The sequence below is a fragment of the Planctomycetia bacterium genome (assembly GCA_034440135.1).
Taxonomy (GTDB): Bacteria; Planctomycetota; Planctomycetia; order Pirellulales; family JALHLM01; genus JALHLM01.
This window is the reverse complement of the sequence record JAWXBP010000002.1, coordinates 1-13289: the sequence shown is the minus strand read 5'-3', so window position 1 is coordinate 13289 and position 13289 is coordinate 1. Positions and strand designations below refer to the sequence as shown.

The window sequence follows — 13289 nt, the reverse complement described above, 5'->3', positions numbered from 1 at the left end:
GCACGGCTTCAACAAACTCGCGATCGTCATGCAATACGCGGAAAACCGACAAAAATGTGGGTAAGGATGAGGGTTTGCACCCCTGGCTATTGTCTGTCGGCCCTACCGGGGCTGAGTTCAACGGCCAAAGGCGCCAATTCGCCGAGCAAAAGTCTTCGTGCTCAGCTACCACCTGACATGCGTATCTGGCGTGAGGAAGTGGAGGCGCCAGTTCTAAGCAGCCCGGCGTTGCTGCGGAACCGCTGGGCGTAACGGCTTCCGGCCGACCATGATCAGCGACATGCCGGGCACCGGCAGAACGAGTTCCAGCAACCGGGCCACTGGCAACAAGCGGTCGAACCAGATCATCTGCCGCGGGGAGAGCGTACGGCGGCGGAGCACGTGCCCAGAGACGGCCCAGCCGAGCGTGCCCAGGCGGCTGAAGCGGTGCGTGAACACGACGTCGAGGCCGGCGTTCGAGAGCTTCCGCTCCAGCGCTGCCGGTTCGTAGCGGCGAAAATGCCCCAGTGCCGCGTCGATGCCGGTATAGAGCCGTTCGCCGGCTGGCACGACGAGGATGCAATGTCCGCCCGGCTGCAGCGCTGCGGCGAAGGACCGGAGCACTTGCTCGTCGGGCTCCAGGTGCTCCAGCACGTTAGAGCAGAAGATGGTGTCAATGCGCTCCGCCGCGCAGGCTTCGACGTCCGCTTCCGCTGTCAGATCGACCGGCATCACGCGGACGCGTTCGTCGTGGGCGAAGCGTTGTTCGAGCCGGTCGAGATAGACCTCTTCGCGATCAGCAAGCACCAGGCGCTCGCAATCGTCGAACAGTTGACTGAGATTGCCGATGCCGGCGCCGGCCTCTAGCACACGGCGGCCGAGGAACGGCCGGACCTGGTCGACGATCCAGCGGTTGTACTGATCGGCTTTCGCGACCGCGGTCAGGATGTAGAACCCGGCGTGCGTCGTGAATTGCGTGTCCCAAGCGCGGCAACGCACGGCGCGCATGAGATGGCGAAGCAGTCCAGCCCGGCGCGGCAGCGACTGCGTGTCGCAGGCAATCTCACGAATCTTCGCGTCCCATTGTGCGAGGCGGCAAATCAACTCCGTGACGATTTCGTCGCCGTGGCTCGTGAGCCGCAGATGGCGTAGCACGTCGGCGCGGACCGCGATCGGAGCGCTCCAGCCTTCGGACAGCGAAAGCCCGAACATCGCATTCAGACAGCGCGTCGTCATTCGCTGAGCCAATAACGGGCGTGGCCGTGAAACGGAGCGCGGAGGGGCACTCGAAGGCGCGGCGAGGACGGCGTCGGCCAGTCCGCCGCGGATTGGCCGGAGCCAGGCGTCGAGATTCGTATCAACCGGCGCGGCGTCGAGCGGGGCAATCAGCGCAATATCGCCGCGCATTTGCTGAATCGCCTTACGGAGCGCTTCGCCAAAGCCGCGGCGAGCGTGCCGAATCAGTCGGACGCGCTCGTCTACCGAGGCGAGTTCGGCGACTGTTTTCCAAGCGTCGCCGGCCGAGCCGTCGGCGACCACCACGATCTCGCCCTGGCGACCGTCCAAGTGATCGAGCCACGCGCGCAGTTTCGCTGTCACGCCGGTGGCGCCCGTTGAGAGCGGTAGCAACACGGAGACCCGCGTGAGCTGTTGCGCATCGAGGCGCTGCAGGCTGGGCTCCGACGCCACGGAAGCGAGCGACGGCTGGGCCGGCGCGCGCTGGCAATCGAACGGCACCGCGACTCCTTTCGCGATCCTGGAGGACTGGCCGAATATCTGAATTCCTTGAGCGGGCAATTTATCGGAACGGGGAAACGGGGGCCAGACGAGTTGCTTAGCCCGATCGGGTGGTTCCGGCGATTGCATGGCGGGCGATCGTGCCGTAACTTCATGGAGCGCATTTCGCCCACATTTCCCTGTCGAGGCCGCATATGAAATCGCTGCTCACCCCGCTATGGTTAGCCGCCCTGCTGGCGTTCCCCGCCGCCCTGCCTGCCGCTGAGCCGGCCGAAGTGGACTGGCAACCGCTGTTCAATGGCGAAAACCTGGACGGCTGGGAACACATCGGTCCCGGCAAATTCGTCGTCGAGGACGGCCTGATGAAGACCGAAGGGGGCATGGGCCTCCTGTGGTTCGCCGGCGAGAAGTTCGGCGACTGCACCATCCGCATCGTGTTCAAAACGACCAAGCGGGCGGATAACTCCGGCGTGTACATCCGCATTGCCGACAAGCCGGACGATCCCTGGTACGCCGTGCATCACGGCTACGAAGTGCAGATCATCGACGGCGATCAGCCGCTGCGGATGACGGGCAGCGTTTATTCCTTCGCGCCGGCGAAAGCGAAGCCGTCGAAACCGTCCGGCGAATGGAACACGCTGGAGATCACGCTCGACGGCAATCTCGTCCACACCAAGCTGAACGGCGAAGATGTGGCCGATTTCAATCCCGCTGATCCGGTCCCCAAGCTCAACCCGCGCGGCGGCATGGGCGATCCGGAACCCGGCCCCCGGCCCGAAGCCGGCTACCTCGGGCTGCAGAATCACGATGAGGACTCGACCGTCTTCTTCAAGGACGTGGCGGTGAGGAAAGGAAAGTAGGTGGAGTAGGTGAAGTAGTAAGTAGGTGAAGTAGGTTCAATTAAGCGTGGATCGACGCCGCGCGGCGAACGCGCGCCTCGTTCACCTACTACCTCCTTCACCTACTACCTACTTCACCTACTACCTACTTCTTTCCCGGCTCCGCGACAAACTGATATCCCGCGCCGCGGACGCTCAGAAAGTGCCGCGGTTCCGCGGGATCGAGTTCGAAGTATTTACGGAGTCGCATCACGAAGTTGTCCACGGTGCGCGTCGTGGGGCTGTTGGAGAGGCCCCAGACGTTGTCCAGCAACTGCGAACGGCTGACGACGGAGCCTTCGTTTTCGGCGAAGTAGCGTAGGAGCTTCATCTCCATATGCGTCAACCGGCAGGGCTCGTCGCGGACCGCGACTTTGAAGGTGTTGAAGTTAATCTTCACGCGGCCGGCGGCGAATTCAAACGAGTCGCCGACTTTCTGATCGAGCCCGATCCACGGCGTGTGGGCGTGGCGCGCGAGTAGATTGCGCACGCGCGCGATCAACTCGTCCAGATCGAAGGGCTTTTCCAGATATTGATCTGCGCCGACATCGAAGCCGCGCGTGCGATCTTCCGCCAAGGTCCGCGCGCTCAGGATCAGCACCGGCAAGACGTGGCCCGCTTCGCGCAGCGTTTCGCAGACGGTGTACCCGCTCATGCCCGGCAGCATGAGGTCGAGAATCACCAGGTCGACCGGCTCGGTGCCTTGTTCCACGAACTTGAGCGCCGTCGGTCCGTCGCCCGCTACGGTGACGCGATAGCCCTCGGCCTCAAGATTGAACTTGATGCCGATCGCCAGGTGCTGCTCGTCCTCCACGACGAGCACATGGCGCGTGCTTTTCACCGGCACGGAAGCAAGCGATGGATTCACAAAGATCATTCCAGGAACGCGGAAGCGACGAATGAAGTATCGCACGCTTGCCACAGCCCGACAACGTACAGAAGTGCCCGCGAAACACGCGAAATGACGCGAAAATGGAGAACTATCGAGCGATCCAAGGAAGGACACGGAATGTTTGGATTCTTTCCCATGTTCTCCGTGTGTTCCGTGGACCGATCCGCCCGTCGTTCGATCGCTTCAGTTTTTCGCGTCCTTTCGCGTGTTTCGCGGGCCAATCCGCCGGTAGAAGGCGTTGCTGTTCAGCGGTATACTCCCGGTTTCGTTCGCGGTCGCGTTCCCTGGAAGCGTTGAGGAGTTTGACATGTCGGTCAAGGAATTCATGCGGAAGCACTACCTGCACTTCAACGCCCGGGAAACCGTGGCGGCGGCCGAGGCATGGTGCGAATTGATCGACGGCGGCGGCAAGATGTTGCTGGCCATGGCCGGAGCGATGAGCACCGCGGAGTTGGGCATCTCGCTGGCCAAGATGATCCGGGCCGGCAAGGTGCACGCGATTTCCACCACGGCGGCGAACTTCGAGGAAGACATCTTCAATCTGGTCGCCCATCGCGACTACAAAGTCGTCCCGGACTGGCGGGCGCTTTCCACTGAGGCCGAGGTTGAGCTGCGCGACGCGGGCTTCAATCGCGTGACCGATACCTGCATCCCGGAAACGGTGATCCGCGATATCGAGGGCAAATTGCTGGAGTACTGGGTCGAGGCCGCGAACAAGGGCGAGTCGTACTTCTCGACCGAATACTTCTATCGGCTCTTCGACGACGGCGTGATCGACCGCGTCCGCCACTTGCCGAAGGAGCACTCCTGGGTCTGGGCCGCCTACGAGATGAAGATTCCGGTCTACACGCCGGGCTTCGAAGATTCGACGCTCGGAAATATTTTCGCCGCCCGCGTGTTGGAAGGGGAAGTGAAGAGTCACTCAGCGATCAAGTCCGGCACGCAGCAGATGGAGCACCTGGTCCGCTGGTACTTGGAGAACACACCGAAGCACGAGATCGGCTTCTTCCAAATCGCCGGCGGCATCGCGGGGGACTTCGCGATCTGCGCCGTGCCGCTGATCATCCAGGACCTGGAAAAGAAAGTCCGGCTGTGGAGCTACTTCGCTCAGATCTCGGACTCGACCACGTCGTACGGTTCGTACTCCGGCGCGGTCCCGAACGAAAAAATCACCTGGCACAAGCTGGACCCCGAAGCGCCGAAGTTCATGATCAACTCGGACGCGTCGATCGTGGCGCCGCTGATTTTTTCTTACGTGCTCGGGGAATAGGGCTCGATACGCTTTGAACCGCGGAGGCGCTGAGACGCAGAGGGAGGGGGTTTCTATTGCCGGTCCATATTTGGGAGAAGTATGATAGTAGTGGAACGAGCGCTATCGCGCTCGTATCGAGACACGCGGAGTTGGAAGCATATGGCAACGATTGAAGCATTACTTACCGCCGAAGAGTTTTTTGCCATTCCACGCGGCGATCAGCCGAAGGAATTGGTGCAGGGAAGGATTATTTATATGACGCCGCCGGGACAGCCGCACGGACTTGTTTGTATCGAAATTGGATTCATCCTTCGCTCCTACCTGGCAACCCACGACATTGGTCGAGTTGTCGGAAACGACAGCGGCTGTATCACTGCGCGGGATCCAGACTCGGTTCGCGGCCCCGATATCGCGTTTTACCGGCACGATCAAATCCCCGAGAAGCCGTTTCCGCCGGGTTACTGGAAGGCCGTCCCGCCCCTCGCATGTGAAGTCCTATCGCCCAGCGACGTTTGGGCGGAAGTCCTGGAGAAAGTGACCGAGTACTTCCGCGCCGGCGTGATCGTCGTCTGCGTGTTTGATCCCGCGCGTGAAACCATTCAGGTTTTCCGCGGCGATCGCCAGCCGGAATCTTTGTCCGGCGATGCGGAATTGAAGCTGCCGGAGGTGCTCGGCGAGGAATTCGCCGTGCCGGCCAAGAAGTTCTTCGTGTGAGCATTCCGGACGAGACTCCGCCGTCTACGGCGCTCCCGCGCAATGTCCGCCTGCTGGGCTTGACCAGCCTGGTCAACGACATCGCCAGCGAGATGATCTTTCCGCTGTTGCCCAAGTTCTTGTTGGGCGTGCTGGGAGGTGACAAGCTATTCCTTGGCGTGATTGAAGGGATCGCCGAGTCGACCGCGAGCCTGTTGAAGTTGTTTGCCGGCGCCTGGTCCGATCGCTTGGGACGGCGCAAGGGATTTGTCGTTTTTGGCTACTTGTTAGCGGCCCTGGCGCGGCCGTTGATCGGTATCGCCGCCGCGCCCTGGCACGTGCTCGCCGCGCGATTTTCCGATCGCGTCGGGAAGGGAGTGCGGACCGCGCCGCGCGATGCGTTGATCGCCGAGTCGGTGCCTCCGGGAATTCGCGGGCGGGCGTTTGGCTTCCACCGCGCGATGGATCACCTCGGCGCTGCGATCGGGCCGCTACTGGCGACCGGATTCCTGTTCCTGTGGCCGGGCGAATATCGGGCGCTGTTCTTGCTGACACTGATTCCCGGCCTGCTGGTGGTGTCGATCGCCATCTTCGGCTTGCGCGAACCGCCCCGAGAATCATCGCCGCAAGTAAATACGAGGCCGGCTTCGGCTTCCGAGCCCGTCCATCGCTCGGCGTCGCGTAGCCATTTCGATCCGCGATTTCGCTGGCTGCTGGCGGCGATCGTTGTATTCACGCTGGGCAATTCCAGCGACGCGTTCCTGCTAGTCCGCGCCGAAGAGCTTGGCGTCGCGCCGGTATGGCTGCCGACGCTGTGGTGCGCTTTTCATCTGATGAAGAGCGGCGGCAATCTGATCGCGGGACGAATCACCGATCGCGTTGGGCCACGACCGATGCTCCTCGGTGGATGGATTGCTTATGCTTTGATCTACGCTGGCTTTGCCTTCGCCACGGCGGCCTGGCACGCCTGGGCGCTGTTCGGCGTGTATGCGTTGCATTACGCCGTCACCGAGCCGGCCGAAAAAACACTCGTCGCGGAATACGCGGGCGCGCGACGCGGACTGGCGTTCGGTTGGTTCAACTTTGCCTTGGGCATCGTCGCGCTGCCGGCCAATTTGCTCTGCGGCGCACTTTACAGAAGCCATGGCGCGGCCGGAGCATTTGGCCTCGGCGCGGCGCTCGCTGTCATCGCGAGTGTGATTTTGACGCGACTCTACTCAGCCAGACAACAGTCGATTCAGCCCGGGGAAGAGGACGTTGCGGTCGGGTGACTCGACCCAAACACGGAAGTTAGTGCGCCCGCGCGGCGCTCGGGGCAGTGATGCGTCGCGCGAGCTAACTTCGTTTTGGATGGAAGTTGAAGCAACGTCCTCTCCGCCGGGCCGACCGGCCGCATGGCTACCAGGGCAATCGCCCGAGCAAGGCCAGGATCAGGATAATCACGAGCACCAGGCCCAGCAGGCCGCTCGGACCGTAACCCCAGTTGCGACTGTGCGGCCACGTCGGCGCGGCGCCGAGCAACAGTAGTATGACGACGATGAGCAGAATGGTTCCCAGACCCATGGAATACTCCTACCTGACAGGTGTGCGTTGTGGTGAAGGACCGAAGGTGGTGGCTTCGATCGTGATGAAATGACCATAGCAATCGTCATGCCAACGGCATTTCGCGTGATTCCGGGTCGTTTCCGCGTACACTCTGAGCCGGCGACGATCAGCTTGACGCGGCGGCGCTCACGAAACGCTCATTTCCGGATTCGATAATTCCGGCTGGCGGTTCCAGGGCGGACTGCGTAGGCTTAATGCAACCTGCGCGGCGGCGAATCGCCCCGCGCGCGGTGCGCAACCTGAATTCCCGCCGCGCGACGGGACAGGCAGCTAACCCTGGAAGCATTGACGGAGATCTGGGATGTACAAGTGGATGACGTTGGCGGCCCTCTGTTTGAGCCTCACCGCGACCGCCTGGGCTGAAGACAAGCAGGAAGACGAGGCCAAGTTCGACGCCAAGGCGATCGTCGGCAAGTGGGATACGAATCCGGTCTGAAGTTGGGCGAGAAAGTGACGGAAGACCGCCTCAAGGGGACAATCACGATCACCGACGAGACCATCACGCTGCAAGGCGAAGAGACCGCCGGGAAGTTCGTGATGAAGTACAAACTCGACGGCGACAAGTGGCCGGTCAAGTTCGACATGGAAATGACGGAGTCCCCTTTCGGCGCCGGCCCTAAGGCCAAAGGGCTGATGGAAATGAAGGACGACAAGCTGACGATGGTCTACGTAATGGACGAAGGCTCCGCCGACTACCCCGAGAAGCTCGAATCGACCAAAGATAACAAGGCCAACATGTTCGTCTTGAAGAAGAAAACCGAGTAGCCCTCGCTGTTTTTCCCACACTAGCCCGTAGCGCCAGCGAGGGAGAGTTGACGTCGCGTACCGAGGAAGATCAAACTCTCAGTTGCCCTCAACGCAGAGCAACCGAGAGTTTGAACTCCTCGCTGTAAGCCAACGTCCTCTTTCCCTCGCTGGCGCTACGGGCTAGTATAAGCGTCGCCCACCTCGTTTCACTTCCGCGGAATCAGCTCCAAGCACACCAGCCGATCACGACCGCGGACATAGAGTAGCCCGTGCGACAGAATCGGCGCGGCCCAAGCGGGATAGCGGATCAGCGGTGGCGGCGGAAAGCCCGGCGGCGAGTCGGTCGAAGTCTGGTCGAGGAGCATCACGCGCGAAATCTCTTCATAACGTTCGGGATTCGGCTTCAACAGCGACAACATCCCGCGCTCGGCGAGGCAAATGAAATGCCCGTCGACGTATAAGAGCGACGACCGCGTGAGGCCCGGTTCGCTCCACTTCACGTTGCCGGTGGCAAATTCCAAGCAGCGCAGTTCCGCGTTCTCGCTGTGTCGGCCGCTCGATGCATAGACGTAGCCGTCGACGTGAATCGGCGTGTTCCAGTGCGTCTGCAAGCGCTTGTTGCGAATGGTCCGATCTTCGTCGCTCCAGACGACGTCGTAACCGCCGGGGCGCACTTTTAACAGCGCGGCGCCGGGGCCATACGTTTCGGAAATCAACACTTGGTCGCCCACGACGACCGGATTGCTGGCGTTCACGCTTTCCAGAATCTTTGCGCGCCAGGGGAATTGAAAATCGAGTTTCCCAGCCCGCGGATCAAAGCCAAACAAGCCGCCCCGCGCAAAAACGAGACACCAATCGCGTCCGTTGATATTGGCCAACGTCGGGCCGGCATAACTCGCCAGTTCATCGGCAAGCTTATAGCGCACCGCGCCAGTGTATTTGTCGAAGGCGACCACGCCGGAGCCTGCCCCATCGACTTGATCGAGTCGGCCTGGCGCCGCGGCCTGATCCGCCAGCGCGCTGCCGCCAATTTGGACGAGTAGCAAGTCCTCAAAGATCACCGGCGTGCTGCCCACACCGAAAAAATTCTGCACCACGCCGAATTGGGTCTGTGTGTTGATTTTCCAGACAAGCGCGCCGTCGATCGCCCGAACGCAGTGCAGCATTCCTTCCGCGCCGAGGAGGTACACCCGACCGCCGTCGACCACCGGCGAGCAGCGCGGGCCGTTGTCGTAGCCGTAAAGGTCCTGATAATCGGTCGAATACGCGAACCTCCACAGCTCCTCGCCGGTCTCGCTCTGCAGGCAAATCAGCACCGCCTGGTCACGGATGCGCTCGAACTGAAATAATCGGCCGCGGCTGATGTTCGGCATCCCGTAGCCGGTGTCAACCCGGTGCTGCCAGACGATCGGTGGTCCCTCGGCAGGCCAGGGGGCCAGAATACCCCGCTCGCTCGATTTGCTATCGCCGTGCGGACCGAGAAACGCGGGCCAATCCTGACCGGTGCGGCGCGTGCGTAAATCCTCCGGAAAGTCGTCCTTCGCCGGATCGAACGCAACCGTCTCCGCGGCGAAGCCGGAGGCTACGGTGAAGCTGACCAAGGCCAACGCCAGAAAAAACGACAACCAACGCACGTGAAACGCCCCTGTGAAGTGCAGGTCTTTCGCGGAGTATAATGCAGCATCGCCCCTGCGACGAGCCAGCGCCCCTTTTTCCATCGCCAGACATTTCGCTAACCATGGACGACGCCTCGAAATCCGACCTGCTCGTCGTCAACCATCGCCTGCGGATTCCGCGGAGCGAATTTGAGTTCACTTTCGCGCGCAGCTCCGGCCCGGGCGGGCAGAACGTCAACAAAGTCAACAGCAAGGCGATCCTCCGCTGGCCGCTCCTCGCAAGTCCCAGCGTCCCCGAAGAAGTGCGCGTTCGACTGACCACGCAACAGCGCCGGCGCATGACGCGCGAAGGAGATTTGCTGGTCGTCAGTCAACGGTATCGCGACCAGGCGCGGAACATCGATGATTGCCTGGAAAAGCTCCGCGAAATGCTCGCAGAAGCCGCAATACGCCCGGTGGTCCGTAGAGTGACCAAGCCCACGCGCGGCATGATCGAGCGTCGGCTCAAGCAGAAGAAACAACTCTCCAGCAAAAAACGCGACCGCCGCACCGGAAACACGGCGCACGACGAGTAGCGGGCCAGCTGATTCAACTAAACATCGAAGCGCGCCCAACCGCCGGAAAAGCGCTTTCAATGTGCTCGATCGTCGGCTGCTTCGTGTTCGTCGGCCAGGTGATCGCCACCACGTCGAAACGGACTGCGTTTTCCAAGAGGCCATGTCGCCGGAGATAACTGAGCGCGAGGCGCGTCAAGCGGCGCTGCTTGTCTTGATCGACCGCTTCGGCCGGATGTCCCGCGTCGTGCGTGGCGCGCGTCTTGACCTCGACGAACACCACGGTGCGCCCATCGACGGCGACGAGATCCAACTCGCCGAGAAAATCCCTTTCCCCGCCCCCGACGATTTTGTAGCCCTTCCGCTGGAGCAACTTGCGCGCGGCTATCTCGCCGCGCTGGCCCAAAGTCTGGGGAGCAAGATACCGACGTATGCGCGCGAGCATTTCGTTCCATAGTACGCGCAGCATCGTTAACTCCAGGTTTCGGTCAACGCAACACCAGCCCGTAGCGCCAGCGAGGGAGAGAGGATGTGGGTGATAGTCTGATCGAATACGCCGAGTAGACCGTATACCTGCGATCGATAACGGTTTTGGCGAACTGGAACGTCAATCTGGCGTTCATGTCAAGCTATCACCGTCGTCAACCCTCCCTCGCTGGCGCTACGGGCTAGTATAAGCGTGGCGCTACGCTTCCACGACCTGGCCTTCCGCGAGTCGCACGATCCGGTCGGCTTCCTGGGCGATCGAAAGATCGTGCGTGACCATGCAGATCGTCAGGTGCTGGGCGCGGTTCAGCGTGCGCAGCAAATGCAGGATCTCGCGGCCCGTCTGGTGATCGAGATTGCCGGTCGGCTCATCGGCCAGCAGTACTTCGGGGCCGGTGACCAGCGCCCTGGCGATCGCCGCGCGTTGCATCTCGCCGCCGGACAGCTCACGCGGTTTGTGCTTGAGCCGATGTTCCAGACCGACCAGCGACAACAATTGCGTCGCCGCTTCCACATGCGCCTTGCGCTGGCGCAGATACTGAAACACACCGGACGCGATCATCTGCGGCGCGAGGACGTTTTCCAACATCGTCAGCTCAGGCAGCAGGTGATAAAACTGGAAGATCATGCCGAACTGCCGATTGCGCAAAGCATCGCGATCGCGCGCCGGCAGGTTGTCAATCCGCCGTCCGCCGAAGTGAATCTCGCCGGCGTCAGGAGCGTCGAGCGTGCCGAGCAAGTGCAACAACGTGCTCTTGCCGGACCCGCTTTGGCCGATGATGGCCAGAAACTCGCCACGCCGGACTTCCAGATCGACTCCGCGCAACACGGGAATCGTGACTTGCCCTTTGCGGTAGCTTTTCTTCACCTGGCGCGCAGACAATTGCGTTTCACCCGAGCGAGGAAGCTGCGGTGCGGGCGATGGCGCGACGCGATGGGGCGCGCGCGGGGACCGACGCTGCGAGGAATCGGTCGTAGGGAGCGATGGCGTGTTACTCATATCGCAGGGCCTCCACCGGATGCAGTCGCGCGGCGCGCCGCGCTGGGAGTACGCTGGCCATCACCGCGATAGCCACGGCGCCGAGCACGATCCAACTCACCGTGAACGGCGAGATATCGACGGGAATCTCATAGAAGTAATAGATCGAAGGATCGAACACTTCCTGGCCGGTGACCCAGGCGAGTAGCCCGGCGATTTCATTGATGTTCAGCGCGAACAATAGCCCCAGCACCATCCCAGCGCCGGAACCGACCGTGCCCAGCGACAGTCCGTACGTCAGGAAAATACCCATGATTCCGCGACCCGGCGCGCCGAGCGATTTCAAGATGCCGATGTCGCGCGTTTTTTCCACGACGATCATGTAGAAAATCGCCAGGATGCCGAAGCCAGCCACGGCGATGATCAAGAACAATAGCACGTTCAAGATTGCCGTTTCCATTTGCACCGCGGCCAACAGCGGCCCCTGCTTGTCGCGCCAGGTTTGCACGCTGTAGAACTCGGGGAACGCGGCCCGGAGCTTGTCTCGCACGACGTCCGGATTCACGCCAGGCTTGAGCTTGATCTGAATCGCCGAGGCGTAGCCGATGCCGGTCGGCTTGTCGACCATCTGCAACAACTCTTGCAGATTCTTGAGCGGCACGAAGCAAAAGCTCGAGTCGTACTCGCTCATCTTGCTTTCATAGAGATCGACGACGGTAAAAAAGTCGTACGTCCCTTTGATTTCGGTATCCATCGACGAGGCGCTTGGCACGGTGATCGTCACATCATCGCCGGGCAGACAAAGGAAGTGCTCCTCGCCATCGCCGCGCTGATAGTTCACCAAACCGATGCCAAGTACAATCCCCGGCCAGGTGCTTTTTGCGGGATCAAACTCCGCGGCTTCCGGCTCGACGGTAGCGCCTGCCGACTTGAAGGGGTCCGCTACGCTCTCTTCCGTCGGCGACGCAACAATACCATCTGGCGATTCCAGTTTCGCCGTCGCCGCGGCGAGTTCCGCGGCTTGTCGCGCATCTTCTTCGCGCCAGCGGCGATCCAGTTCCGCGCGGCGACGGCGCATCTTCCAGCCGGCATCCTCCATCTGCGGGCGTTCCGGCGCATCCTTCGCATTCGGATCGCGCGTCCGATAGCCGCCGTCACGGAGCGAGAAACTGAAGTTCTTTTGATTCTCGGGATGCTGCAGATACTGACTGTAATCGCCGACATTGCCGTACGTCGCGGGTTCGATGCCGATCAACGTAATCGGCCGCACGATGCGCTGACCCGTGTAGTTGAACGCCAGCATCGCCGGCACGTGGACCGTGGGAGTCATTCCCTCGATGTCGTCGCCGGCGATGTCCCGCACCATGGCCATGTGCCGGTCCGGGTCGAAGAACCCGGTCATCGACTGCGACTCCAGCACGACATCGGAGAGAATGCCGTGGATGCGGGTCTGCATCTCGCGTGAAAACCCGGCCATCACGCTATTAACCACAATCATCGTCGCCACGCCGAGCGTGACGCTGATAATCGAAGCCAAAGCGATGTACCGTGTGCGCAGATAGCGCCAACAGAGCAAGAACTTATACATGGCGAATCCTTTCGCGCGTTGCCGGTAAGCGTCTTCTATTCAGTCGCACGTTCTAGGGAACGTAGTCGAAATTCGTCATTCTCCTGCTTCTTTTTCCTCGCGCAGCAGCGGAAACAGAATCACGTCTCGGATCGACGCGCTGCCGGTGAGCAGCATCACCAGACGGTCGATGCCGATCCCCAGCCCGCCGGCCGGCGGCATGCCGTGGCGCAGGGCGCGGATGAAATCGTGATCCATCTTGGCCATGGAATCCTCTTCCTTCTGGCCGGTCAGCTGCGTGCGG

At 61.4% G+C, this 13289-nt stretch carries 15 protein-coding genes; 7 read left to right on the top strand and 8 right to left on the bottom strand.

Features of this window, described 5'->3' with window-relative positions; all coding sequences use genetic code 11:
• Nucleotides 1–213: 213 nt before the first annotated feature.
• Nucleotides 214–1716 carry a methyltransferase domain-containing protein gene (locus tag SGJ19_00090; GenBank protein MDZ4778634.1) on the bottom strand — a complete coding sequence of 501 codons (1503 nt, stop codon included), beginning with the start codon at nt 1714–1716 and terminating at the stop codon, nt 214–216.
• 194 nt (nt 1717–1910) lie between these two features.
• On the opposite strand from SGJ19_00090, the gene SGJ19_00085 reads away from it, so the two are divergent.
• Nucleotides 1911–2576, top strand: a complete 666-nt coding sequence (locus tag SGJ19_00085; GenBank protein ID MDZ4778633.1) for a DUF1080 domain-containing protein — start codon at nt 1911–1913, stop codon at nt 2574–2576.
• Between the two features lie 124 nt (nt 2577–2700).
• Here the strand turns inward: SGJ19_00085 and SGJ19_00080 are convergent, their stop codons facing one another.
• On the bottom strand, nt 2701–3462 hold the full coding sequence (locus SGJ19_00080) for a response regulator transcription factor (protein MDZ4778632.1): 762 nt from the start codon (nt 3460–3462) through the stop codon (nt 2701–2703).
• A gap of 331 nt (nt 3463–3793) precedes the next feature.
• On the opposite strand from SGJ19_00080, the gene SGJ19_00075 reads away from it, so the two are divergent.
• The 3 genes from SGJ19_00075 to SGJ19_00065 all read left to right on the top strand — a co-directional run bounded on the left by SGJ19_00075 (nt 3794) and on the right by SGJ19_00065 (nt 6702).
• The gene (locus SGJ19_00075) at nt 3794–4756 is read left to right on the top strand and encodes a deoxyhypusine synthase family protein (GenBank protein ID MDZ4778631.1); all 963 of its coding nucleotides are present in this window, start codon (nt 3794–3796) and stop codon (nt 4754–4756) included.
• A 141-nt stretch (nt 4757–4897) separates the two neighbouring features.
• The gene (locus tag SGJ19_00070) at nt 4898–5452 is read left to right on the top strand and encodes a Uma2 family endonuclease (GenBank protein MDZ4778630.1); all 555 of its coding nucleotides are present in this window, start codon (nt 4898–4900) and stop codon (nt 5450–5452) included.
• The gene (locus SGJ19_00065) at nt 5449–6702 is read left to right on the top strand and encodes an MFS transporter (GenBank protein ID MDZ4778629.1); all 1254 of its coding nucleotides are present in this window, start codon (nt 5449–5451) and stop codon (nt 6700–6702) included. Before SGJ19_00070 ends, SGJ19_00065 begins: the two co-directional genes overlap by 4 nt.
• A 127-nt stretch (nt 6703–6829) precedes the next feature.
• Here the strand turns inward: SGJ19_00065 and SGJ19_00060 are convergent, their stop codons facing one another.
• Nucleotides 6830–6994 carry a DUF3309 family protein gene (locus tag SGJ19_00060; protein ID MDZ4778628.1) on the bottom strand — a complete coding sequence of 55 codons (165 nt, stop codon included), beginning with the start codon at nt 6992–6994 and terminating at the stop codon, nt 6830–6832.
• 343 nt (nt 6995–7337) lie between these two features.
• Between SGJ19_00060 and SGJ19_00055 the strand changes: the two genes are divergently transcribed.
• Both SGJ19_00055 and SGJ19_00050 read left to right on the top strand, forming a co-directional pair.
• Nucleotides 7338–7472 (top strand): hypothetical protein, encoded by a 135-nt coding sequence (locus SGJ19_00055; protein ID MDZ4778627.1) that lies wholly within the window; start codon nt 7338–7340, stop codon nt 7470–7472.
• Complete coding sequence (locus SGJ19_00050) at nt 7451–7801, top strand: hypothetical protein (protein MDZ4778626.1); 351 nt, start codon at nt 7451–7453, stop codon at nt 7799–7801. Before SGJ19_00055 ends, SGJ19_00050 begins: the two co-directional genes overlap by 22 nt.
• Nucleotides 7802–7989: 188 nt before the next feature.
• On the opposite strand, the gene SGJ19_00045 is transcribed toward SGJ19_00050, so the two are convergent.
• Nucleotides 7990–9417, bottom strand: a complete 1428-nt coding sequence (locus tag SGJ19_00045) for a PQQ-binding-like beta-propeller repeat protein (protein MDZ4778625.1) — start codon at nt 9415–9417, stop codon at nt 7990–7992.
• Nucleotides 9418–9521: 104 nt separating this feature from the next.
• Between SGJ19_00045 and arfB the strand changes: the two genes are divergently transcribed.
• A complete protein-coding gene (gene arfB / locus SGJ19_00040) occupies nt 9522–9974 on the top strand; it encodes an alternative ribosome rescue aminoacyl-tRNA hydrolase ArfB (protein ID MDZ4778624.1) in 453 nt (150 codons plus the stop codon).
• A gap of 13 nt (nt 9975–9987) precedes the next feature.
• Here the strand turns inward: arfB and SGJ19_00035 are convergent, their stop codons facing one another.
• The 4 genes from SGJ19_00035 to SGJ19_00020 all read right to left on the bottom strand — a co-directional run.
• Nucleotides 9988–10422, bottom strand: a complete 435-nt coding sequence (locus SGJ19_00035; protein ID MDZ4778623.1) for a YraN family protein — start codon at nt 10420–10422, stop codon at nt 9988–9990.
• Between the two features lie 216 nt (nt 10423–10638).
• Nucleotides 10639–11322 carry an ABC transporter ATP-binding protein gene (locus SGJ19_00030; GenBank protein ID MDZ4778622.1) on the bottom strand — a complete coding sequence of 228 codons (684 nt, stop codon included), beginning with the start codon at nt 11320–11322 and terminating at the stop codon, nt 10639–10641.
• Between the two features lie 109 nt (nt 11323–11431).
• A complete protein-coding gene (locus SGJ19_00025; protein ID MDZ4778621.1) occupies nt 11432–13006 on the bottom strand; it encodes an ABC transporter permease in 1575 nt (524 codons plus the stop codon).
• Between the two features lie 75 nt (nt 13007–13081).
• Nucleotides 13082–13289: amino acid--tRNA ligase-related protein (locus SGJ19_00020; GenBank protein ID MDZ4778620.1), on the bottom strand; the 208-nt coding region annotated here is incomplete at its 5' end.